The sequence below is a fragment of the Flavisolibacter ginsengisoli DSM 18119 genome (assembly GCF_900129295.1).
Taxonomy (GTDB): Bacteria; Bacteroidota; Bacteroidia; order Chitinophagales; family Chitinophagaceae; genus Flavisolibacter; species Flavisolibacter ginsengisoli.
The window spans coordinates 200905-225164 of the sequence record NZ_FQUU01000003.1; the positions used below are offsets into that span (position 1 = coordinate 200905).

Below are 24260 nucleotides of genomic sequence, written 5' to 3' on the forward strand. Positions count from 1 at the left end.
TTTTGAGGTCACCAAAAGGCTGCGCCACATCTATCATTATTTTTTAATTTAAAATCAAACATGAGAAGACTATTGTTCATCATGCTGGGAGTACTTATGGCTAGTACCCAACTCCTGGCACAAAACCGGACTGTTTCCGGGAAGGTTACTGATCCCCAGGGAGCAGGTATACCGAATGCTTCTGTAAGTGTAAAAGGAACATCTTTCGGTACTATAACAAGTACTGATGGAAGTTTTAGTTTAGCTGTTCCTGCCAACAACAACACCCTTGTTGTTAGTTCAGTTGGATACCAGGACCAGCAAATTTCTATCGATGGTAAGAGCACTGTTACAATTTCTTTATCCTCAGTTGAGCAGGCAATGAGCGAAGTGGTGGTAACTGTTCCTTATGGAACTGTTAGGAAAAAATCCTTTACAGGTTCTGAAAACACTATTACCGCCAAATCAATTGAGAAGCAACAGGTTACTTCTGTTACACGTGCTTTAGAAGGTTTAGTTCCAGGAATAGTAGTAACTAATGGTGGAGGTGCTCCAGGTACCGGGGCCAGCATAATGATCCGCGGTGTGGGCTCTGTGAATGCTACAAGCGCTCCGCTGTATGTATTAAACGGTGTTCCTTATGATGGTTCTATCAGTGCCATTGCTACAGATGATATCGAATCGGTTACTATATTGAAAGATGCCGCTGCCGCAGCTTTATATGGTTCAAGGGCTGCAAATGGTGTTGTAATGATCACTACCAAGAAGGGTAAAAAAGGCAGATCAAATGTGACTGCTACATTCCGGAAGGGATATATGAGCCGGGGAATTCCTGAGTACGACAGGGTGAACGCTCAACAATACTATGAGTTGTTCTGGGAAGCATACAAAAATTCCTACATAGCACAGGGACAAACACCTGCGGCTGCCGGGATTTCTGCCTCAAATGTTTTGACAGGATCAAGCGGGCTTGTTTATAATGCCTATAATGTACCCGGCAACCAGTTGGTTGACCCGGTTACAGGTAAGCTGAATCAAAATGCGCAACTTTTATATAATGAGTCCTGGGAGGATGCACTTTTCCGTACAGCTGCAAGAACAAATGCTAATGTTAGTGTTTCAGGCGCCGGAGATAAAACAGATTACTATTTGTCAGCCGGGTATTTAAATGAAGAGGGTATTGTTAAGTTTTCTGGTTACAAGCGTTACAATCTTCGTCTTAATGTAAATGCTGCAGCTACCAATTGGTTGACTACAGGAATGAACATTGACGGATCTGTTGCACAAAGAAAAGATGTGCCTAGTGGTGGAACATCCACTACCAACCCGTTTTACTTTACAAGACAAATGGGACCTATATATCCTGTTTATCAGCATAACCTGACAACAGGTGCCTTCGTGTTTGATTCAACTAACGGTCAGAATGCATTAGATTGGGGTACTCCGGCCCAAATGGGTACACGGCCTTACGCAGGTAACTCAAACCTGTTAGGTTCTCTAAACCTGGATGACCGTTCCACTAATATATTCAATGGTAACGCCAATACATATGCAGAGATCAAGTTCCTGCAAGACTTTTCTTTTAAAACAACATTGGGTATAAACTATTTTGCTAACGATATTACTTCTTATCAAAATAACCAGTTTGGTGATGCTGCTCCATCTCCGGGTTTAACAAATGGTGGCCGATCAACAAAGACTGATGACCGCCAGATATCATTAACTGGAAATGAGGTGCTGACATGGAACAAGCTATTAAGCGGACGTCATAATGTTAGGGCATTAGTAGGACACGAAAATTATAAATACCAGTACAGTTATGTACAGGGTTCTAAATCAGGATTCCAATTCCCTGGTCAAACAGAATTAGATAATGGAGCTACTACTTTATATCCTGCAAGTTCGCAAACAGATAACCATAGGATAGAGAGTTATTTTGCCAACGTAAACTACGATCTTGATCAGAAATACCAATTGTCAGGAAGTTTCCGTACAGATGGTTCTTCCAGGTTCCGTGATTCAGTAAGATGGGGTAAATTTTATTCTGTGGGTGCCAGTTGGAGAGTTTCACAGGAAGCATTCCTAAAAGATATTACCTGGGTAAACGAACTGAAGTTAAGAGCCAGTTATGGTGAGCAGGGAAATGAAAACATTGGATTGTTCTACCCTTACCGCGATTATTACTATGCCAATGGTACAGGAAGTTATACTGCTCCAACAAGAGGCTTAAATTCAGACATTCTTTGGGAAACTAATAAGACTTTTAACGTTGGACTCGACTTTGCTATTTTAAAGAACAAACTACAGGGAACGTTTGAATATTTCAACAGGCAGTCTGATAATCTTTTATTTGATGTACCTCTTCCAATCTCTTTAGGATCTAGTGTTTACAAGAACATTGGAACAATGAAGAATTTTGGGGTTGAACTTCAGTTGGGTTATAACGCAGTTAGAGCCAAAAACTTTGATTGGAGAATAGATCTGAACTTGACGCATTTTAAAAATAAGATCACTAAATTACCTCCTGCACAGCAGGAAAAGGGCATCGTAAATGGTACTAAGAAAATGTCAATTGGACATGGTATCTATGATTTCTGGTTGCCAGAATTTGCAGGTGTTGATGCTGCTAACGGAGATGCATTATACTATAAAGATGTAATGGGATCTGATAATAAGCCTACTGGTGAAAGAGTATTGACCAATACCTACAGCCAGGCAAGTTATTATTATTTTGGTTCAGCACTACCTGATATTTCCGGTGGTCTAACTAACGCTTTCAGGTATAAGAATTTCGATCTTTCCTTCTTATTAACCTTTGCCTATGGTGGCCAGTTCTATGATGGTAACTATGCCAGCATCATGCACCGTGGTTCTCCGGGTACTGCATGGCAAACAGACATCCTGAACAGGTGGCAAAAGCCAGGTGATGTTACTAATGTACCAAGATTGCAAAATGGTATTGCAGGACAGGATGGTGCATCTTCAAGATGGTTAGTGGATGGATCTTATTTGAACATCAAAAATGTTACACTTAGCTATACCATTTCAAGTGAAGTTGCAAAACGTATGCACATAGCCGGTATCCAGGTATTCACCAATGTAGATAATGCTTATTTATTTACAGCAAAAAAGGGAATGGATCCTCAACGTGCATTTACAGGAACAGCTGATGCAACCTATACGCCATTCAGAACCATGACAGTGGGTCTGAACGTTAATTTATAATTAGAAAAACATAATAATGAAACGTACAATTAAATATATTTCACCACTATTGTTGATGTTGATGGCAGTGGTTGGGTGTAAAAAAAGTTATCTCGAAACCGTTCCCAGTAATGGTGTTACAAAAGAGGCATTGTTTACAACATTTAGTGGTATATCATCTGCGCTTCAAGGTATTTATAAGGAGCAGTTTGCATATGGAACTGGTGGTAGCACAGGACATGATAACTTTGGTCAAAAGGCTTTAGATATCACTGCTGATCTCATGGGCAATGATATGGTTGTCCATTCTGCAGGATATAGCTGGTTCAATAGGGATTATAATTATTCTGAGCAAGGAGTAGCGACTTCAGGTCGCCGTTCAGATATTGCATGGTTCTTTTACTATGATATGATCAAGCAGGCAAATAACATTATTAAGAATGTTGATGCTGTAGCTAATGCGACTAAAGAGCAAAAAGAAGATGTAAAAGGCCAGGCTTTAGGCTTAAGAGCTTATGCTTATTATAACCTGGTGAACTGGTTTCAACAGACTTACAAAGGAAATGAGTCTAAGCCAGGTGTTCCAATCTATAATGAATTATCCACTGAAACAGAGCTTCAATCAGGTAAGCCGCGAGCTAAGGTTCAGGAAGTATATAATCAGATAATATCTGACCTTACACTTGCAGAGACATTGCTTACAGGAAAAGCTCAGGCTTTAAAATCAAATGTTGATATTCATGTGGTTCAGGGTCTAAGAGCACGCACAGCCTTGATCATGGAAGATTGGGCTACAGCTGCTACCTATGCAAACAAAGCCCGGCAGGGATACACACTTATGGATGCTACAGAATATGCAGCCTTATCAGCTTTTTCTTCAGTAAAAAGTAAAGAATGGATGTGGGGATCTATCATTCCTGCAGACCAGGCTACCATTTACGCTTCTTTCTTTTCGCATATGGATATCCGTACGGGTGGTTATGCTGCTTTAGGTGGCCAGAAGAAAATCACTAAAGCTTTATATGATCAAATCCCCGTTGGTGATGTAAGGAAAACTGTATTTAGAACTCCAGCTTCTACATCTACATCCAATCCTCCATATAACCAGTTAAAGTTCCAGGTACCTTCTACTACCAACAAGTGGGAAGCAGATTACCTGTATATGAGAGCATCTGAGTTGTATTTGATCGAAGCAGAGGCACTAGCTCGCCAGGGTCAGGATGCACAGGCGCAAATGGTATTGGAAACTTTGGTTAAAGCAAGAAATCCAGCATATAGTGCTGCAGGTCTTGTTGGCACAGATCTATTAAATGAGATCCTGTTGCAACGAAGAATTGAATTATGGGGAGAAGGATTTTCATTATTTGATATCAAGCGTTTGAAAACAGGCTTAAACAGGCCTACAGGTACTGGTAACCACGGTGCTCCAAGTTACGACCCAGGCGTTTATACCATGCCGGATGCTGATCCAAGATTCTTATTAAGAATACCTCAGCGCGAATTGGATAACAACCTTTCCATGACACCTGCGGACCAAAATCCATAGGATTATAAAACAGCTATAAAGTATTTCATTATATGAATAATAATATTTTTAAATTCTTCTTTGCTGCCATTGTTCTTTTTACAATGGGAGCATGCAAAAAGAATAACCTTGTAATTGACAAAGAGGTTATACCGCCAAGCTTTGCAAAATTTAATTCAACCAAGCTGACTTCTACCTATTACGTCAGCAGTGCCAATACACCATTCAAAATACCGGTGGGCATTACAGCGGTTGCAGATAAAGACAGGACTGTAACATTTACTTATGAATCACCTACCGGAGCTGCCCAGGGAACTCAATATACAGCCCCAACTTCATTGGTGATTCCAGCGGGAAAAGCTCTTGATTCTCTTGCTATCCAGGGAATCTATGCTGGTTATCCTTCATCATCGAAGATAGACACAGTTAAAGTAACTATTTCCAATGGAGATGTTGCTGCCAGTGCCTACAATAATGTGTATACAGTTGTTATGCGTAAATATTGTGATGTAGATGGCGCTAATCTCATCGGAAATTATGCTAATTCAACAGACACGTATAATGGCGGTGCTAGCTCAAAGCCTAACTATACGGCTACCATTTCCAACTGGACAACGCTTACTCCAACTTCAGCTACAGTTGTCATCAAAAACCTTGGTGCAACTTCAGACAATGGATGGGGCCCTTTTGATGTAACAGATGGGGCAATTACCCCAGGCTTAACGGCTACATTGGACTGGAGCAACCCGGCTAATTTTTCTGTTACGATCCCGCAACAGAATTATTTTGGAAGTGGTTCAGCAGTATCAACAATTACAGCTACCGGTACTTTTTCTTCTTGCGATAATACATTTAATATCGTTGCAAAAGTGAAATATGCTGGTAATGGAAGTACTTATACACACACTTCCATTTTAAGGAGATAATAATAGAATGTCATTTAAATAAAGATCCCGCCTGTACCATCAGGCGGGATCTTTATTTATTATATACTTTATCTTCTAAAGAACCTTTATACCTAAGTTTATTTTAGTACAGATCTTAATGTATTTTCAAGATCATTACCCCTCAGATCCTCACCAATGATCTTCCCTGTAGGATCTATAAGCACATTGTAAGGAATACTCCTGACCTCATACAAAGCTGCTGCTTCACTTTCCCAATATTTCAGATCGCTGACATGATTCCATGTGAGACTATCGTTTTTTATTGCCTGTAACCAGGCCGCTTTGTTTTTATCCAGGGAAACGCCAAGTATTGTAAAGTTTTTGTCTTTAAACTGGTTATAGGCTTTTACCACATTCGGATTTTCCTGCCTGCAGGGAGCACACCAGCTGGCCCAAAAATCTACCAGCACATATTTCCCTTTAAAAGAGGAAAGAGATACAGGCGTACCAGTGGTGTCAGGTAGCGTAAAATCAGGAGCTTGTTGTGAACGCTGGTTTTTTTTCAATTCATTAAGTGCTGAGCTATTTGGGAACTTAGCGGAAGATTTAGTTACTACATCACTGACTTCCATATTATTTAATGGCTTTAATCCCAGTTGTTGAGTAAGCCTCTGGTAATTGCCAAGTGCATATAAAGCCAGTACCGGGCTGCTGGCCTTATCAATGAACTGAAGGGTAAAATTTTTCAGATCACCAGTGGCAGTTTCATATTTTCCGAAAGGGATATTCACAACAGTATCTGGTGCCTTCATCTTTAAAAGTGAATCCACCTCCCTGCTTAAGTCATAAATATTCTTTGCCTGGTGCATGGTAGATCTATCAAAATCAATGATTCCCTGGCTTGCATTTGAGCCTTTGACAGTATAGGGCTCCTCCTGGTTCATCAGGTCTGCATTTACAGTAATCTTTTTAGAATCATTGATCAAAACAGCAAAAGGATAGGGGTTTTCATTCACTCTTAAGCTATAAATTGATTCTTCTTTACCAGACCCTGATAGGTTAAAGGACCCGTCTTTTTGCAATTGGGAAGAATCAATAATAACAGGAGCAGAACCTGCAGGACTTTCCTGTAAATAAATCATTTTTGCTGTACTGTTCTTAACCGTTCCATCCACTGTAAAAGAATTGCCATCTTTTTTATTACTGCATGAAACCAAACCTATAAAAACTATCGAAATGAGCACCTTATTCATTAATTAAGCATTTAATTTTTCTATGATCTTTTCTGTAACAATCTTCGGATCTACCTTTCCACCTGACAACTTCATTACTTCACCTACAAATAAACTAAGCAATCCCTTCTTACCCTTTTTATATTCTGTTATTTTTTGGGCATGTTTGTTCAATGCTGTTTGAATTAACAAATCAATCTGAGAACCAGATGTTTCTAATTCCAGTGAATTTTCCTTGATATAGGAAACAATATCTAAGGACGGATGTTGTATCAATTCGGGAAATATCTTTTGCGAGGCAATACCAAAGTTGATGCTGCCAGCATCTATTAACCGGATAAGTGTAGCCACTGCAGCAGGTGGCACCTTAAATTCATCGATGGACAATTCTTCTGTAGTTAAGTAATTCTTAACAGGGCCTATTGTCCAGTTGGCAGCGGCTTTATAATTTTTGATTTCCTTGATTATATTTTCAAAGTAGGAGAGTAATTCATTATCATTTGCCAGTTGTGATGCATCATATTCCTGCAGGCCATAAGCTGTTTTTAATTCTTCTTTTATAGCTGTAACAGGCTTTGGCATCTCTTTACGGAGGGCTTCTATCATTTCATCCGTGATAAAAAATGGTGGCAGGTCGGGTTCGGGAAAGTACCTGTAATCGTCTTCATCTTCTTTAGTACGGATAGCATAAGTCGTAAAATCTGATTCATTCAAACCCCTTGTTTGTTGCAGGATGGCTTCACCTCTTTGATGCATGCCTATAAGGCGCATGCTTTCACTTTCAATGGCTTTTTTAATAAAGCGAATGGAATTAAGGTTTTTAACTTCCACTTTGGTTCCAAGCTTTGGATCACCTTTTTTGCGAACAGAAACATTCACATCACATCGAAGGCTTCCCTGTTCCATATTGCCATCACATATTCCTAAATGCCGGACCAGTTTTCTTAGCGCTGTTACATATGCAAAAGCTTCTTCTGCACTCCTCAGATCAGGTTCTGTAACAATTTCCAATAAGGGCATGCCAGCCCTGTTGTAATCAATATTGGTATAATTGCTTTCCTTATCATGCAGGCTCTTGCCGGCATCTTCTTCCATATGGATCCTGTTCAGGCGTATTTTTTTCGATTCCTTACCAACCTGTACCTCCAGGTAGCCCTTTTTACAAATGGGGGTAGTATGCTGAGAAATCTGGTAACCTTTTGGAAGGTCCGGGTAGAAATAATTTTTCCGGGCGAAATAATTATGTTGCACGATCTCACAATTACAGGCAAGTCCCAGCTTAATGGCCATTGAAATAACTTCCTTGTTCATTTTTGGTAATGTGCCCGGATGAGCAAGTGATACTACACTCACCTGGGAATTGGCATCCTTTCCAAAAAAAGTACTATCCCCGCAAAATAACTTACTCCTGGTAAGCAGTTGCGCATGCACTTCCAGGCCAATAACTATTTCATAATCCTGAGTTTCAGACATTCATACAAAAATACTTCATTTGCCCAAGCCCATCCTATAGCAAAAAAACCGGCCCCACCAGGGACCGGCCTATGCACATGAGAATAAAAGATTTTTACATCAAAGACATTCCTCACTGATGTAGTGCTATGATTATAGTTCTGCAGTTTTAAGTTTCTTGGGAATCTTTACAGTAACTGTCTGGGTCTTTCCACCCCGTTCAATTTTAAAATCAAAAGAAGTTTTTTCCCTATTATCCCTGATGGTCCTGGTAACATCCTCCGTGCCTTTCACTTCTTTATCATCTATTCCCAGGATAATATCACCTTCTTTTATGCCTGCTTTGGCTGCATTGCTTTCTTCATCAACATCCAACACTTTTACGCCCTTTCCTTCATCGGTATCCTGTATTGATAATCCGAGTTTAGGTCGTCCGCCAAAAACAAAACCATTGTCACCAAATCCTTCCATAGGAGGCATTGGGGTCTCAGGCATTGCAATTCGTGGCATTGTAAAAGTGTTCATGCGTATGCCTTTCCATTTTCCTAGTTCCGCAGTGGCTTTGTGTTCTTTACCATCACGCAGGTAGGTTATGTCAACCTTTTCCCCAGGCTTGCGGTCATGTATGGCCTCTGTAACATCTTCAGCATCTTCAATTTTCTTATCACCGATTTTGGTAATAATATCTCCTTTTTTTAAGCCTGCTTTTTCAGCAGCACTTTCACCTGTCACTCCTTCAATAGCCGCACCTTTATCATCAGTGGAGGTATTGACCCCAAGCATAGCACGGTTTTCATCTTCGCTAAAAAGGGATATACCATCATTATCCATGTTCATATTCCAGGTACCAGCACCCGGTGCCCGGTTCATCATTCTGAACCTCTTGTTTCCCATTCCTTTTATCGTATTTACATTCACATGCACTTCCTTATCATCATCAGCATCCTTCCCATTTACTTTCACCTTGTCACCGTCTATTTCAATGACAGTTTTTTTATCAAGGTTACCATTCCTGGTAATGACAATAGTTTGCATTTCTTTTTCATCCTTTGTGTCTTTGGTCTTTTCTTTTTGAGCCAGTACAACAGAGGGAACGGTAATAATAGCAAGTCCCGCAATCAACAATCGTTTTACAAAAATCTGTTTCATAACTGTATTGTTTTGTCTACGTTAAATTTCGTAGATCAAATATAGAGAAGAGTTCTGAATTACGAAAGACTTCGCAATTGTTAAAATGTTAAAAGGCTTAAAGCAAGCCTTTAACGGTCTTAATTACCTCATGAAGGGATGAAACATCCTGGCCTCCGGCAGTTGCCAAAGTTTTCTGACCTCCGCCGCCACCTTTAATAAGAGGTGCTATCTTTTGTTTGATCAAGGCACCGGCATCCAGGCTTTTTTCCTTTGTTTGTTCCTCATCAAATAGTAGTACTACCCCGGCCTTGCCATCAATAGCGGAAGCCAATACTATAATGGGATTGGACATTATTGATTTTAATTCAAAGGCAAGCTTTTTCAAAGAATCTATGTTTACATTATCCACGATCTCTCCAATGAAGCTGGTTCCATTAATGGACTGCATCTTATCTATTAAGCTATCGCGTAGCCCGGATATCCTGGCTTGTTCCAACTTTTCAGCCTCTTTTCTTAAACTGTTATTTTCCTCATTCAACGCAACGATAGCCTTTACTATATCTTTTGGATTTTTCAATTGTTCCCGGATGTTTTGAACCAGTTCAAATTGTTCATAGGCATATTGCTCGGCCGCAGCACCACTTATAGCTTCAATTCGACGCACACCAGCGGCAACTGCGCTTTCTGAAATGATCTTGAAGAATCCCAGTTCACCTGTATCACCAACATGTGTCCCACCGCATAATTCAACAGAATAATCTGAATCCATGGTTACTACGCGGACCTCATCGCCATATTTTTCTCCAAATAATGCCATGGCCCCGGTTTTCATGGCTTCTTCCTTGGGCATGTACCTGGTAAGAACAGGAATGTTTTCTCTTATTTTCTGGTTAACTATCTTTTCCACCTGGGCAATTTCTTCATTCGATAGCTTGCTAAAATGAGAAAAATCGAATCTCAGGTAGTCGGCATTCACCAGGGAGCCTTTTTGAGCTACGTGCGTGCCCACTACTTTGCGCAAGGCAGCATGAAGCAGGTGTGTGGCACTATGATGTACAGCGGTACTTTTTCTTTTATTGATATCCACCCGGGCCACTACTTTACCACTAAGGTCGGCAGGTACCTTTTCAGCAAAATGTATAATCAGGTCATTATCTTTTTTGGTATCAATAACTTTTAATCTTTCTCCATTGATCAGCAATTCGCCACTATCACCAACCTGCCCGCCACTTTCTGCATAGAAAGGTGTTTGATTCAGTACAATCTGGAAGGCTTCCCGTCCCTTTGATTTTACTTTTCGATATTTAAGCACAAAGGCTTCAGTTTCAAGTGCATCGTATCCCACAAAGATGGAGTTGTTCCCTTCATTCACCTCTATCCAGTCTTCTGTATCTATGGCTGTGGCAGCACGCGATCGTTCTTTTTGTTTTTGCATTTCTGCATTGAATGCCGATTCATCTACCGACAAGTTCCTTTCTGCAACGATCAGGCGTGTCAGGTCTAATGGAAAACCATAGGTATCATACAATTCAAAAGCATCTTTTCCTGTAATTTGATTGCCTGATGCACTGATAATATCTTCTATTCTTCTTAATCCTTTTTCAAGAGTTCTTAGGAATGCTTCTTCTTCTTCCTTAATAACCTTTGTTACAAATGCTTCCTGTTGTTTCAATTCCGGAAACACTTCAGCAAATTGTTCTGAAATAACAGGTACCAGTTGAAATAAAAGCGGTTGTTTATAATCCAGGTATGAGTAATAGTAGCGTACTGCCCTTCTTAAAATCCTTCTGATAACATAACCCGCTCCTGTATTAGAAGGCAATTGCCCGTCTGCAATGGTAAAAGATATAGCACGTATATGATCTGACAATACGCGTACTGTTATATCAGCCTTAGTATCTGTGCCTTTGTATTCTGTATGGGTGATGTTACAGATCCTTGATATGGTGCCAGAGAATACATCAGTGTCATAGTTCGAGTTTTTTCCTTGTATCACTCTTACAAGGCGTTCAAATCCCATCCCTGTGTCCACATGTTTGGCTGGAAGTTGTTGAAGGGTGCCGTCCTTTAAACGGTTGTACTGAATAAACACATTGTTCCATATTTCAATGACCTGTGGATGGTCTGCATTAACAAGTGTCTTTCCATCAACCTGCTTTCTTTCTTCATCAGACCTTGAATCCACATGTATTTCAGTGCAGGGGCCACAAGGTCCTGTGTCTCCCATTTCCCAGAAATTATCTTTCTTGTTACCTAGCAGTATCCGGTCGGTACTGATCCATTTTTTCCATTCTGTTGCTGCTTCTTCATCTACAGGCAAACCTTCTTTTGTATCACCTTCAAACACTGTAACATATAAACGGTCAATAGGGATATTTAAAACTTTTGTCAACAATTCCCAGCTCCATTCAATTGCCTCTTTTTTGAAATAATCTCCAAAACTCCAGTTACCCAGCATTTCAAACATGGTATGGTGGTAGGTATCCACACCTACTTCTTCAAGGTCATTATGTTTACCACTTACCCTCAAACACTTTTGAGTATCAGCAATTCGTGGGTAAGGAGCTTTTTTATTTCCAAGGAAAAAATCCTTGAACTGGTTCATGCCTGCATTAGTAAACATGAGGGTTGGATCATTCTTCACTACAATAGGAGCGGAGGGAACGATATGATGATCTTTAGTTTTAAAAAAATCTAAAAAAGCTTTGCGTATAGCTGCGCTAGTCATTATGCTCACAATAAAAGATTGATTTTTGCTTTATATGCCAGTATATTTGTTTCCCTCGTTGGATTTGCGGGGATTGCAAAGGTAATGATACGTCAATCGTGAATCGTCAATTGGCCATTTGAATTTTCACTATGCCTGGCATTATATCGATAGCAAAAATCAATGGTTGCAGTTCAGGTTTTGACGATTGCCGTTTCAACATCCAATCGCCACCATGAAAAAAATCAAATATTTCTATAATACTCATACGCTTCGGTATGAAAAACTGGTGACCCCGCTGAGGGTAAAATTCCTCCGTTTCATTGCCTTTATAGCTACAGCATTTGTTACAGCCGCATTGATTTCCTATTTCGCATTCCAGTTCGTAGGTTCTCCCAACGAAAAATACCTTCGTATTCAAAATGCACAACTGAAGCAGGATTTCGAAGATCTTAATGATTCAGTAGCACAGATACAGATGAAAATGGCTGAATTGGAAAAGAGAGATAACAGTGTGTACCGCAGTATTTTTGAGGCAAGCCCCTTACCTGATAGTGCCAGGGCCACCTTTTTAGAGAAGCAGAATGAAATTGCCCGGGTGGAAAGAATGAGTGGTAATGAACTGGTACGTTCTATTAGTCTTACTCTTAATAATCTGAAAAGCAGGATAGCTGCCCAGAAGTCATCTTATAATGAAATTGCCGGCCTTATCAACAATAAGGAAAAACTACTTGCTGCAACACCGGCAATTCAGCCTGTAAGTAATAAAGACCTTAACCGTATCGCTTCTGGATTTGGATATCGTATTGATCCTATTTACAAAACTGTAAAAATGCATGCCGGTCTTGATTTTACGGCAGCCCAGGGCACACCCATCTATGCGACCGCCAATGGAGTTATTAAAACTGCTGGTAATACAGGCAATGGCTATGGCAATCATGTGGTGATCAATCACGGCTATGGTTATGAAACCTTATATGGGCATATGGTAAGGGTAAAAGCAAGGGTAGGCCAAAGAGTTGAAAGGGGTGATTTGATCGGCTATGTTGGGTCTACAGGAAAGTCTACCGGCCCACATTGTCATTATGAGGTGCATAAGAATGGACAAAAACTGGACCCTGTTTATTTCTTTTATAACGACCTGAGCCCGCAACAATTCGATGAATTATTAAAGCGTGCTTCCGCTTCCAACCAAAGTTTCGATTAAACATTTATCGTGGTGTGTTCAACTTTTCCCACAGAACTTTCTTGTACCAGGCTAATATTTAAGAAGTTTATCGTTCAACAAATTCCTGTAACACAAACTCTTATTATCTTCAGCGCATGACAGAAAGACCAAAGCTGAAACTGTTTGACCTGACCATGATCGTTGTTGGGTTAGTGATAGGAATGGGGATCTTCCGAACGTCTGCCGATGCTGCCAATGCATCCATTACTCCTGGTGTATTTTTTATAGCCTGGATAGCAGGTGGTTTAATTGCCTTATGCGGTGCGCTTACGTATGCTGAAATAGGTTCGCGATTTCCTGTTACCGGTGGGTATTACAAAGTATTTGCAGAATGCTACCATCCTTCCATCGCATTTGCCATCAATTGTATCATCCTTATCTCCAACGCAGCTTCTATGGCTGGCGTATCGCTTATTGGCAGCGAATATATCTCCCAGGTATTATTCAGCGCCGAACCTGCATTGCTGGTAAAATCCATTATTGCTATGATCCCTATTTTGATCTTCTACGGGGTTAACCTCCTGGGATTGCGTATGAGCGCCCTGGCACAAAACATCCTCATGATCATTAAAATAGGAATGCTGGTATTACTGATCTCTTCCCTTTTTTTTGTTACAAGTAATCACCAGGCATCAGTTGCAGTAAAGGAATTTTCCTGGATGGATTATGTAAAGTCTTTTGGCATAGCCCTCATAGCGGTATCCTTTACTTATGGCGGTTACCAGCAGACCATCAATTTTGGCGAAGAAATTGAACATCCAAGGAAAACCATACCTAAGGGGATCTTTATTGGCCTGCTCATTATTATTACCCTGTACCTGGCGGTAAGTTTTGCTTATTATAATGCTATTGGCTTTGAAGACCTGAAAACTTCAAGGGGAATTGCCTCCATAGTGGCTGAAAAAATGTTCGGCCCAACAGGAAGAATGGTTTCGTCGGTGTTATTATTTGTAGCTGTATTAGCCTATGTTAATGTACTGCTATTAAGCAATCCCAGGGTTATGTATGCCATGAGTGAAGATGGCATCCTGCCTGCTTCTTTCAGGAAAAAAGATGAAAAAAAGGATGTGCTGACAGTAAGCCTGACCGCTTTCGCTGCTATAGGTATTATTGTACTATGCTTTGCCAAGACCTTTGACAAGATACTTGGTTTTACCATTTTTCTTGACTCAATCGGGATGGCTACGTCAGCGGCCACTATTTTTATCATAAGGAAAAGAACAAGGCACCTGGATGGTACAGGTATTTATAAGATGAAGCTTTATCCATTAATGCCTTTGATATTTATAGCTGCTTACATTTTTGTTGGTATCAGTATATGGATAAATACGCCTGGATTGGCATGGACAGGTTTAGCCGTATTTGCTGCCTTCCTTTTGATCTATTTTATCGTAACTCTAATTAAAAGAAGAAAATATGTCTCCTCTTAAGGATATCTCCTATATTATAAATGAATTGGCCGAGGACCGTGAAAGTTATTTCAATGCTATAGCACCGCCTATCATGCAGTCGAGCAATTTTGCCTTTAAATCCATTGCGGCATTGCGTACTGCTTTTGAAGATGAAATGGGTGGATATTTATATAGTAGGGGATTGAATCCAACTGGTGATATTCTCAGGAAGAAACTGGCTGCATTGGACCAGGCGGAAGATTGCCTGGTATTTGGAAGCGGGGCTGCTGCCATATTCGCAGGAGTGCTCGCTAATGTAAAAGCCGGGGACCATATTGTTTCAGTAAAAAGTCCATATACATGGGCGCAAAAAATGTTCGATGTAATCCTTCCCCGGTTTGGAATTACCACAACTTATGTTGATGGTACGGATACGAAAAATTTTGAAGCAGCTCTGAAGCCATACACCACCTTAATTTACCTGGAATCTCCAAACTCCTGGACATTTGCTATCCAGGATCTTAAAGAGGTGGTGGCGCTGGCAAAAGCGCACAACATCGTCACCATGATTGACAATAGTTATTGCACACCTATATATCAGAGGCCTATTGCCCTTGGTATTGACCTGAGCATGCAAACAGCTACGAAGTATATTAGCGGTCATAGTGATACACTGGGCGGAGTGTTATCAGGCTCCCACATAATGATTAAAAAGATATTTGATTCTGAATACCTGAATGTAGGCAGTGGTATTTCTCCCTTTAATGCCTGGTTATTATTGCGGGGATTAAGAACATTACCCGCCAGGCTGGAAAGGATCACCGTAACAACCAAAAAGGTATTGGAATTTTTGAAGACACATCCAAAGATTGACAAGGTCTTATTTCCCTTGGATGCTTCTTTCCCACAATACCAGCTCGCCAGAACCCAGATGGACGGAGCCTGCGGTTTAATGACCATTACACTCAAAAATGGTACGATGGAATCTATCACCCGCTTTTGTGAGTCACTCAGGCATTTTTTTATCGCTGTAAGTTGGGGAGGTCACGAGTCTCTTGTGATACCAAAGTGTGCTGGTCTTTTACCGGGGGACTTTGATAAAGATAATATTGAACACCAGTACATAAGGATATATACAGGGCTTGAAGAGCCAACTTACCTGATAGATGACTTAAATCAGGCATTGAATGGTATTTAGACTCTCATCAATTGCATTATTTTTACAGTTATGAAGCGACCATTACTAGGCTTTTTCTTTTTGTTGATAGCAGCATATACGGTGAAGGCTCAGGATAAATGGGATCTGCAACGTTGTGTGACCTATGCTATGCAGAATAACATTTCTGTAAAGCAGGCTGATATCCAGGCACGTGTTTCTGCATTGCAATTGAAGCTTAGCCAGGCTGGAAGCCTTCCTAACATTGGTTTTTCATCAAACGGTGGATATAACTTTGGACGGTCCATAAACCCGGCTACCAACTCTTTCGAGAATAAGAGTATTTTCTTTAGCAACTTCCAACTCCAGTCAAGCGTTAATTTATTCAATTGGTTCTCCCAGAAGTATACCATTGAAGCAGATAAGTTAAGCAAACAGGCTGCCGATGCTGCTACAGACAAGGCAAGAAATGATATTGCCTTAAATGTAGCGGTTGCTTATTTACAGGCTTTGCTTGCCAGTGAACAAATTGATGTAAGCAGCCTTCAGATAGGCCAGACACAATCGCAATTGGAAAATATCCGTAAGCAAGTAAGGGCCGGGGCGTTGCCCGAATTGAACGCAGTGGAACTTGAAGCGCAATTAGCCACTGATAGCGCTACTTATATCGGAAACGTTTCTACTTACCATCAAAACCTTATCCAGTTAAAAGCGTTATTGAACCTGGATATGGCTGTTGATTTTGATATTGAGAAACCAAATGTTACATCCATCCCGTTAGAGCCTTTGGCAGATCTTCAACCTGCCCGGGTTTACCAGTTAGCATTAAAGAATCTGCCGCAGCAGCGTGTAAACCAATTCAGGTACCAGGCTGCCCTAAAAAATATCCAGGTGGCGCGGGCTTCCATGTTTCCTACCATTTCAGCCTTTGCCAATATTGGTTCCCGTTATTCAAGTCTTTTTCCTGACCAGGAAAACTTTATTGTTACTCCTTCAGGTAAACTTGATACGTTAGGTTATGTGGAAACTGCACCAGGAACCAGGTTCTACGCTGTCAGGCCGGGAGTATCAGTAGTATCAAAGAATACGACTTTTGGTAAACAGGTTTTCAATGTTAACCTGAGCCAGGCTGTCGGGCTTAACTTATCAATCCCCATATTTAATAACAGGCGTTTACGTACTGTTTGGGACAGGGCGCGATTGGATGCCGAAGGCATACAATTACAGGTGGACCAGGACAACCTTACCCTTCAGCAGGATATTTATGGTGCGTATAATAATGCCATAAGTGCACAACAGCGCTACCTGTCGGCCCGTAAAGGGGTTGAAGCTGCTGAAAAAGCTTATGATTTTTCTCAGAAAAGATATGGGGCCGGCTTGCTGCAAACAATAGAACTGATCACCAACCAAAATAGCTTATTCAGATCCAGGCTGGATGCTTTAGCAGCGCAGTTTGAGTACGTGTTTAGAATGAAGTTGCTTGAGTTTTACAAGGGAGAGGGAATGAAGTTGTAGCTGCCAGGTTGGAAAAGATTTGAAGAATCTGGTTGAATAAAAATAAAAGGATCACGGTGCAAACCCTGGTCGCAAAATTTTCCTTTAAGGAATGGGGGTAATATGAATAAAACAGTTAAATGGATTTTGATAGCGTTAGGGATATTGATCCTTCTATTAGTTGTTGGGAAACTGGTAAAAGGAAACTCTAACGAGGGTATAAAAGTTACGGCTGAAAAAGCGCAAAAGCGGACGATAATTGAAACGGTCACGGCAAGTGGTAAAATTTATCCCGAAGTAGAAGTTAAGATCAGTCCTGATATCTCCGGAGAAATTACAGAGCTGAATGTGGAAGAAGGAGATAGCGTTAAAAAAGGACAGGTACTTGCACGAATCTATGCGGATATCTATTCCTCGCAGCGCGATGAAGCAGCAGCACGGGTGGCCCAATCTCAAGCCACCGTTGCCAACAGCCAGGCTTCTTTGCAGGCATTAAAAGCACAACTCAACCAGGATAAGATAACATATGACAGGAATAAAGACCTATATGATCAGAAGGTGATCTCAAAGGCTGAATTTGAGCAATACGAAACAAAGTACCGTTCTTCCCAGGCGCAATACAATGCTGCACTCCAAAACATCAGGAGCCTGCAGGCAGGCACCCAAAGCTCAAGGACAAGCCTGGAAGCTGCTAATAAAAACCTGAGCAGGACCACGCTTACCGCTCCTATGAATGGTGTGATCTCTTCCCTTAGTGTAAAAAAAGGAGAACGGGTTGCTGGTAACAGCTTTAACGTGGGTACAGAAATGATGCGCGTTGCCAATATGAGTTCAATGGAAGTAAGGGTAGATGTGGGCGAAAACGACATTGTCAAAGTAAGTATTGGAGATTCTGCAGATGTGGAAGTGGAAGCCTACAATAAGCGGAAGTTCAGTGGTGTGGTCACACAGATCGCGGCAAGCACCAAGACTGCCAGCCTCACCAGTTCAAATGATGTTACCAATTACGAGGTTCATATTCGTTTGGACCCTGCCGGATACCAGGATCTTTTAGATCCTTCCAAACCAAAGAAATTTCCTTTCCGCCCTGGTATGAATGCCAGTGCAGATATTAAAACCAAAAGAAAAGACGGAGTGATCAGTGTACCAATTGCATCAGTAGCTGCAAGGGTAAAAGGCACTGATACCAATATAGAGGATAAGAAAAAGCAGCAACAAAAAAACGCTGACAAGAGTAATAATGATGACGATGCTCAAAACACTGTGTCAGGCAATGACCTGGAAGAGGTGGTATTTGTTATAACTGCTGATAATAAGATCCAGAAAAAAGTGGTAACTACCGGCATACAGGATATCAATTACATAGAAGTAACCAGTGGTTTGAAAGAGGGTGAGCAAATAGTGACCGGTCCTTATAATGCAATAAGTAAAACTTTAAAGACAGGTGATAAGGTCAAAATTGTAACCCAGGAAAAATTATTTGAGAAGTAATAAGTCATCAATGCTGATGAACAGTTCATTTGTTATATATCTTACTGGTTTCATAGTGGTATAATTGTAGCCGCTATTTTTGCCTGCTAACAATCATTAGGTTCATTACATGCCTAATTAATTATTCTTTTTCATGATTACATCCTTCAATATTGGTGTTATAGGTAATGGAAGCTGGGCCACCGCCCTGGTGAAAGTATTAACTGATAATGGACAGAAAATTAACTGGTGGATCAGGAACAAGGCATCTATAGAATATATCAAACGCCGGAGGCACAATCCTAACTATTTAAGTTCTGCCTCTTTTGATACTGCATTGCTGAATATGTCTGAAGATGTTAGTGAAGTGGTGAATAGTTCCGATCTCATTGTGATGGCCGTTCCTTCTGCTTTCATACTTGAGGTGCTGCAAAAGATCGATAAAACATCCTTTAAGAATAAAAAAATATTGTCTGCTATAAAAGGATTGGTTCCGGGTGAAGATGTTTTACTAAACGAGCATTTGTTAAAGCAATTTGATGTGCCCCTGGAAAACTATTTTGCTGTGCTGGGCCCTTGCCATGCAGAAGAAGTGGCTGCAGAAAAGCTGTCTTATCTTACATTTTCAGGTATAGATGAAGCTACCACCACATCCATTGCTTCTTTATTTCACACCAGCTATATAAATACAATTATCAATTCAGATATTTTGGGTGTGCAATATGCAGCGGTATTAAAAAACATTTATGCATTGGGGGCAGGTATTGCACATGGACTTGAATATGGAGATAATTTCCTGAGTGTGTACATTGCCAACAGTGCTGATGAAATGGCTTGCTTTCTTCGCAAAATGGGTGCCCTGCATATGGTGGTAGGCGAACACCAGAAGGTCAAAGCACCCAATCAAAGGAAAGACATAAATTATGCGGCTTCGGTATACCTTGGCGACTTGCTGGTAACCTGTTACTCACTTTACAGCCGTAACAGGACATTTGGCAATATGATAGGCAAAGGATATACTGTGCAGTCTGCACAACTGGAAATGAATATGGTGGCAGAAGGTTATTATGCCGCAAGATGTATTTACAATATCAATCAAAAGATAGGTGCTGAGATCCCAATAGCTGAAACCATTTATAAGATATTATGGGCAAGAATGCATCCTGAAGAAGGATTTAAAATGATCGAAGAAGTGCTTGTTTGACAATTGCTTTCTCCTTCTGAAATAACCAGTGTTACAATAAACCCATAAAGTTCTGGTTAATTAAAAAGGTCTGCGGCTATACCATCTGCACGAAGCATGCCCTCATTGGTAAGTTTGACAAGGGAATGCTCCTTTATGGCAAACCCTGCCTGAATATACCTTTCTAATTGTGCTTCCAGCCTTTTCATTTGCAGGTTGCCCCAAATTCTATTCACTGTTTCCAGGTCCAGGCCTTCCATTGTTCTAAGGGAGATCATTATATGCTCATTGATCTTATTTTCTTCTGTTAATACTTCTGTTTCCCTTTTCGGTTGTCCTTCGTTGATAGATTTGATATAGATATTATTGTTAGCAATATTCCATTTTCTTTCTTTGCCATTGTAGGAATGAGCGGAAGGCCCTACTCCTAAATAGCTTGCGCCTTTCCAGTAGGAGGAGTTGTGACGGCTACGGTATCCAGGTTTAGCAAAGTTGGATACCTCGTAATGTTCATAACCTTTTTCTTTAAGCCATTGCATCAGCAATAAGAACTGCCTTGCCTGTTTGTCATTGTCAACATCTTTTCGTTGTTGCAATTGTATCATTTTTTGCAATGGGGTCCTTTCTTCCACTGTTAGTGCATAACACGATAGATGTGATATACCAAGATCAATTGCAGTATCAACATTATGTTTCCACATTTCATCTGTCAGCAATGGAGATCCATAGATTAGGTCCATGGTTATATTATTAAACAGTGTAGTAGCCAATTCCAGCCCTTCGCGTGCCTGCCTGGCGTTATGTGCCCGGTTCATCCATTTTAGTTCTTCTTCAAAAAAAGATTGTACACCTATGCTCAGCCGGTTGATGCCTGCACTTTTCCAGCCTTGCAATTTCTCCTTGGTAATATCATCCGGGTTAGATTCCAGCGTGATCTCAGCACCCGGGTCAATAGAAAAGTTTCTATATACAGCCTCCAGCAGGGATCCGATTTCTATACTGGAAAGTAAACTAGGGGTGCCTCCTCCAAAATAAATGGTTTCTACCGGCTCTTTTCCCAGGTATTCTTTTTCAAGCTCTGTTTCTTTAACCAGGGCTTTTAGCAGGTCATTCTTATAATGCAAAGAAGTTGTAAAATGGAAATTGCAGTACGAGCAAGCCTGTTTACAGAAGGGTATATGCAAATAAATTCCTGACAAATTCGTTATCTTTTCAATCTTTGCTGGTAATGAATAAGTGATAGTGGGTAGATGACCTAAATGTACTGCTATCAGCTATCACCAGCCTGCTACCCGCTTTTATATGATGGCAAAACTAAAGCACCTGCTTACAGTATTTTTCTTTTTAACACAATTATGCGCCTATGCACAGGTGTATAAAATGCAATATATTGGTGTTGATGTAGACGCTTCAAGGTTACAGCACGATGAGGGTCTTCAATCTTCATTCCCTTCCAGGCTCGAGGCTTCTTTATATATCAATAATCTACCTTCTTTACTGCAGTCAAAGGGCTATATAACTGCCTCCGTGGATAGCCTTCAATTAGATTCAGTTTCTGGTAAAGCCATAGTTTTCCTGGGAGATCACTATAAATGGGCAAGGCTTTCAACTGCGCCTGCCAATCTTCCCTTACTGGAAGCTGTGCACTGGAATGATAAGGCTTTTATGGGGCCTGTCAACTTCAGTTCTTTACAGGAGGGTCAGAAAAAGATACTTGATTACCTGGAAGAAAATGGGCATCCATTCGGAAAAGTATTCCTTGATAGTATAGCCATCAGGGGAGAAGAGGTGGAAGCTGTATTAATGATCAATAAAGGTCCACAGTACAAGGTTGATAGCATCAGGGTGTTTGGAAATGTAAAGATCAACAATAGCTACCTGCAGCATTACCTGGGCATTACAAACGGAAGCCTTTATAATAAAAAGTTGCTGCATGGCATAGCTGCAAAACTCAGAGAACTGACTTACCTGCAGGAGGAAAAACCTTCTGACCTGAGTTTACTTGGTACAGGCTCTGTGCTCAATCTTTACCTGAAGGAGAAGAATAGTAACCAGGTAAATGCGCTCATTGGATTTTTGCCAAATTCCAACCAAAGTTCAGGAAGTAAAAAATTATTGCTTACGGTTGACGCCAACATCTTATTACGTAATGCCCTGGGCTCAGGAGAGACTATTGGCCTGGTTTGGCAGCAACTTCAGAAAAGTTCTCCCAGGTTAAACTTTATATATGAGCAGCCCTATTTATTTCAATCGCCCTTTGGAATAGCGTTTTCCCTTGATATGTATAAAAAGGACAGTACTTTTCTTAACCTTAATATGAACCTGGGCACCACCTACAAGATCAGCAACAACCAGACTGGTTCCGTATTCCTGCAAAGAAGGCAAACTATATTGAATGGTGTAAATACTGCCCGGGTTATGCAAACGCGCCTTTTGCCCCCTGAGGCCGATGTAAGTTCGCTGAACCTTGGTGTTTCCTACACACTTAATAATACCAACTATAAGTTTAATCCTAAAAAAGGGAACGAATTCAGTTTCACTGCTACTGCAGGCACCAAGAAGATCAAAAAGAATGCTGCCATTCTTGAATTGAAAGATCCTTCAGACCCCGGTTTCAAATTTGATCAATTGTACGATACCGTAAAACTTAAAGTGTATCAATTCAGGATAACCACGTCTGCAGCCCATTATATCCCCCTGGGGCAACAGAGCACTTTTAAACTTGGAGTAAATGCCGGACTGTATCAAAGCCCCAGTTATTACCGCAATGAACTGTTTCGCATAGGAGGCTACCATTTATTAAGAGGATTTGACGAAGAAAGCCAATTTGTTTCCCAATATGCTATTGGTACTGCAGAATACCGTTACCTGATAGGATTAAATTCAGCTTTTTTTGGATTTGTAGATGGTGGTTACGGCAAGCATTTGCAGGAAGCTAATAGTTCTCATACTTATTTAAGCACCGGGATAGGACTTTCTTTTGAAACCAAGGCAGGAATCATTAATCTTGCGTGGGCAATTGGCCGGCGTAATGATGTTGAATGGAATTTAAGGCAATCAAAACTACACCTTGGATTTGCCAGTTTCTTTTAAAAGCTAAACTGGAAAAAGCCTTTCAATCATTGCAGCAGGAATACCAATATTCAATTGTCTATAACGCAACTCAATGGGGCTTTAAATTAAAAAGACCAGCCCTGTAAGGAGATTATTTTTGCAGCTTATGTTGAAATACCTGTTTTTGTTTGGGATGATCCTGGCGGGGCTGAATGTATTGTCACAGGAAGTGAATGATAGTATCCCGTTAACAGATACAGTTGCTACGCCCCTGAAAACGATCCGCAAGCCTAGACAGGTAGTTGCAGCAATACCCGTGCAACCGGACACCGCTACCATTCCAGATGTTTTTTTACCCAATACACGGAGAGATACAATATGGGCAGTTCAGCCAGGTTATGATACAGACTCCGCAAAATTTATTGGTAATCCTTACTTCAAGTTTACTAATCCCACGCGCCATGCCATAAGCATTAAACAATGGCAGGGAAAAGAAGCCATATTCTATACATTAATAGGACTGCTGATATTTTTTGCCCTTATTAAAAACAGCTTTTACCGCTATATCCAGGATCTTTTTAAGATCTTTTTCAGGACAAGTGTAAGGCAAAGGCAAATAAAAGAACAACTGGTTTCCAGTCCATTACCTTCTTTATTGCTTAATATATTTTTTCTTTTTAGTGTAGGTATGTTTGTAGCGCTGGTGCTGCAGGATGTAGGCCTGGGCATGCAATATAATTTCTGGATCCTGTTCCTGTATTGCATTGCAGCCCTAGCTGCCATTTATGGTGGCAAATTCATTATTATGAAATTCATAGGATGGATTTTACAGGCTTCAGAAGCCTCTGATGGTTACATTTTTATAGTTTTTACTACAAATAAGATCCTGGGTATAGCCTTATTACCGTTTATTATAGTGCTTGCTTTTACCAACGGACCCATCACCAGGGCGGCGTTGACCCTAGGTGTAGGCACACTCATTGGCCTGTTGGTATATCGCTATTTTTTGTCTTATGTTACTATTCACCGCCAGATCAGGATCAACTTTTTACACTTTATTATTTACCTGGCGGCATTTGAAATTGCTCCTCTTTTACTGATTAACAAACTGTTGTTGACAATATTGGGTTAAACATGTTAAATTTGCATAACGTTAGCCGAACCGCA

The 24260-nt window shown here is 40.6% G+C and carries 16 protein-coding genes; 11 read left to right on the forward strand and 5 right to left on the reverse strand.

All coding sequences use genetic code 11. The features are described from left to right. Positions 1-60 precede the first annotated feature (60 nt). The 3 genes from BUA53_RS04760 to BUA53_RS04770 are packed head-to-tail and all read left to right on the forward strand — an operon-like array spanning position 61 to position 5634. Positions 61-3204, forward strand: a complete 3144-nt coding sequence (locus BUA53_RS04760) for a SusC/RagA family TonB-linked outer membrane protein (RefSeq protein ID WP_072834106.1) — start codon at positions 61-63, stop codon at positions 3202-3204. Positions 3205-3220: 16 nt separating this feature from the next. After that, entirely contained in the window at positions 3221-4729 is a 1509-nt protein-coding gene (locus tag BUA53_RS04765; protein ID WP_072834107.1) for a RagB/SusD family nutrient uptake outer membrane protein, read from the forward strand. 32 nt (positions 4730-4761) lie between these two features. Beyond that, positions 4762-5634, forward strand: coding sequence for a hypothetical protein (locus BUA53_RS04770; RefSeq protein WP_072834108.1), 873 nt, complete (start codon positions 4762-4764; stop codon positions 5632-5634). A gap of 98 nt (positions 5635-5732) precedes the next feature. Here BUA53_RS04770 and BUA53_RS04775 read toward each other — a convergent pair whose 3' ends face one another. From BUA53_RS04775 to alaS, 4 genes are all read right to left on the reverse strand, one after another. Continuing rightward, positions 5733-6848, reverse strand: coding sequence for a TlpA disulfide reductase family protein (locus tag BUA53_RS04775; protein WP_072834109.1), 1116 nt, complete (start codon positions 6846-6848; stop codon positions 5733-5735). Between the two features lie 3 nt (positions 6849-6851). Continuing rightward, a complete protein-coding gene (gene gatB / locus BUA53_RS04780) occupies positions 6852-8300 on the reverse strand; it encodes an Asp-tRNA(Asn)/Glu-tRNA(Gln) amidotransferase subunit GatB (RefSeq protein ID WP_072834110.1) in 1449 nt (482 codons plus the stop codon). A 132-nt stretch (positions 8301-8432) separates the two neighbouring features. Next, positions 8433-9428 carry a PDZ domain-containing protein gene (locus BUA53_RS04785; protein ID WP_072834111.1) on the reverse strand — a complete coding sequence of 332 codons (996 nt, stop codon included), beginning with the start codon at positions 9426-9428 and terminating at the stop codon, positions 8433-8435. 97 nt (positions 9429-9525) lie between these two features. After that, positions 9526-12138 carry an alanine--tRNA ligase gene (gene alaS / locus BUA53_RS04790; protein WP_072834112.1) on the reverse strand — a complete coding sequence of 871 codons (2613 nt, stop codon included), beginning with the start codon at positions 12136-12138 and terminating at the stop codon, positions 9526-9528. 214 nt (positions 12139-12352) lie between these two features. Between alaS and BUA53_RS04795 the strand changes: the two genes are divergently transcribed. From BUA53_RS04795 to BUA53_RS04820, 6 genes are all read left to right on the forward strand, one after another. Then, the gene (locus BUA53_RS04795) at positions 12353-13324 is read left to right on the forward strand and encodes a M23 family metallopeptidase (RefSeq protein WP_072834113.1); all 972 of its coding nucleotides are present in this window, start codon (positions 12353-12355) and stop codon (positions 13322-13324) included. Positions 13325-13440: 116 nt separating this feature from the next. Then, a complete protein-coding gene (locus BUA53_RS04800; RefSeq protein WP_072834114.1) occupies positions 13441-14775 on the forward strand; it encodes an APC family permease in 1335 nt (444 codons plus the stop codon). Continuing rightward, on the forward strand, positions 14762-15934 hold the full coding sequence (locus BUA53_RS04805) for a trans-sulfuration enzyme family protein (RefSeq protein WP_072834115.1): 1173 nt from the start codon (positions 14762-14764) through the stop codon (positions 15932-15934). The genes BUA53_RS04800 and BUA53_RS04805 overlap by 14 nt, the downstream gene beginning before the upstream one ends. 30 nt (positions 15935-15964) lie before the next feature. After that, positions 15965-17407 carry a TolC family protein gene (locus BUA53_RS04810; RefSeq protein WP_072834116.1) on the forward strand — a complete coding sequence of 481 codons (1443 nt, stop codon included), beginning with the start codon at positions 15965-15967 and terminating at the stop codon, positions 17405-17407. Positions 17408-17509: 102 nt separating this feature from the next. After that, the gene (locus BUA53_RS04815; protein ID WP_072834117.1) at positions 17510-18877 is read left to right on the forward strand and encodes an efflux RND transporter periplasmic adaptor subunit; all 1368 of its coding nucleotides are present in this window, start codon (positions 17510-17512) and stop codon (positions 18875-18877) included. A 133-nt stretch (positions 18878-19010) separates the two neighbouring features. Beyond that, positions 19011-20060, forward strand: coding sequence for an NAD(P)H-dependent glycerol-3-phosphate dehydrogenase (locus BUA53_RS04820; protein ID WP_072834118.1), 1050 nt, complete (start codon positions 19011-19013; stop codon positions 20058-20060). 56 nt (positions 20061-20116) lie between these two features. On the opposite strand, the gene hemW is transcribed toward BUA53_RS04820, so the two are convergent. Next, positions 20117-21238, reverse strand: coding sequence for a radical SAM family heme chaperone HemW (hemW, locus tag BUA53_RS04825; RefSeq protein WP_072834119.1), 1122 nt, complete (start codon positions 21236-21238; stop codon positions 20117-20119). Positions 21239-21341: 103 nt separating this feature from the next. On the opposite strand from hemW, the gene BUA53_RS04830 reads away from it, so the two are divergent. Together BUA53_RS04830 and BUA53_RS04835 are read left to right on the forward strand one after the other, a co-directional pair. Beyond that, the gene (locus tag BUA53_RS04830; protein ID WP_072834120.1) at positions 21342-23132 is read left to right on the forward strand and encodes a BamA/TamA family outer membrane protein; all 1791 of its coding nucleotides are present in this window, start codon (positions 21342-21344) and stop codon (positions 23130-23132) included. 127 nt (positions 23133-23259) lie between these two features. Further along, entirely contained in the window at positions 23260-24225 is a 966-nt protein-coding gene (locus tag BUA53_RS04835) for a DUF4271 domain-containing protein (protein ID WP_072834121.1), read from the forward strand. The last annotated feature ends 35 nt before the right edge of the window (positions 24226-24260 follow it).

Bases quoted from the DNA above. Each gene is read 5' to 3' on its own strand.
- BUA53_RS04760 (WP_072834106.1), top strand. From the start codon at position 61: ATGAGAAGACTATTGTTCATCATGCTGGGAGTACTTATGGCTAGTACC.
- BUA53_RS04765 (WP_072834107.1), top strand. From the start codon at position 3,221: ATGAAACGTACAATTAAATATATTTCACCACTATTGTTGATGTTGATG.
- BUA53_RS04770 (WP_072834108.1), top strand. From the start codon at position 4,762: ATGAATAATAATATTTTTAAATTCTTCTTTGCTGCCATTGTTCTTTTT.
- BUA53_RS04775 (WP_072834109.1), bottom strand. From the start codon at position 6,848: ATGAATAAGGTGCTCATTTCGATAGTTTTTATAGGTTTGGTTTCATGC.
- gatB (WP_072834110.1), bottom strand. From the start codon at position 8,300: ATGTCTGAAACTCAGGATTATGAAATAGTTATTGGCCTGGAAGTGCAT.
- BUA53_RS04785 (WP_072834111.1), bottom strand. From the start codon at position 9,428: ATGAAACAGATTTTTGTAAAACGATTGTTGATTGCGGGACTTGCTATT.
- alaS (WP_072834112.1), bottom strand. From the start codon at position 12,138: ATGACTAGCGCAGCTATACGCAAAGCTTTTTTAGATTTTTTTAAAACT.
- BUA53_RS04795 (WP_072834113.1), top strand. From the start codon at position 12,353: ATGAAAAAAATCAAATATTTCTATAATACTCATACGCTTCGGTATGAA.
- BUA53_RS04800 (WP_072834114.1), top strand. From the start codon at position 13,441: ATGACAGAAAGACCAAAGCTGAAACTGTTTGACCTGACCATGATCGTT.
- BUA53_RS04805 (WP_072834115.1), top strand. From the start codon at position 14,762: ATGTCTCCTCTTAAGGATATCTCCTATATTATAAATGAATTGGCCGAG.
- BUA53_RS04810 (WP_072834116.1), top strand. From the start codon at position 15,965: ATGAAGCGACCATTACTAGGCTTTTTCTTTTTGTTGATAGCAGCATAT.
- BUA53_RS04815 (WP_072834117.1), top strand. From the start codon at position 17,510: ATGAATAAAACAGTTAAATGGATTTTGATAGCGTTAGGGATATTGATC.
- BUA53_RS04820 (WP_072834118.1), top strand. From the start codon at position 19,011: ATGATTACATCCTTCAATATTGGTGTTATAGGTAATGGAAGCTGGGCC.
- BUA53_RS04830 (WP_072834120.1), top strand. From the start codon at position 21,342: ATGATGGCAAAACTAAAGCACCTGCTTACAGTATTTTTCTTTTTAACA.
- BUA53_RS04835 (WP_072834121.1), top strand. From the start codon at position 23,260: ATGTTGAAATACCTGTTTTTGTTTGGGATGATCCTGGCGGGGCTGAAT.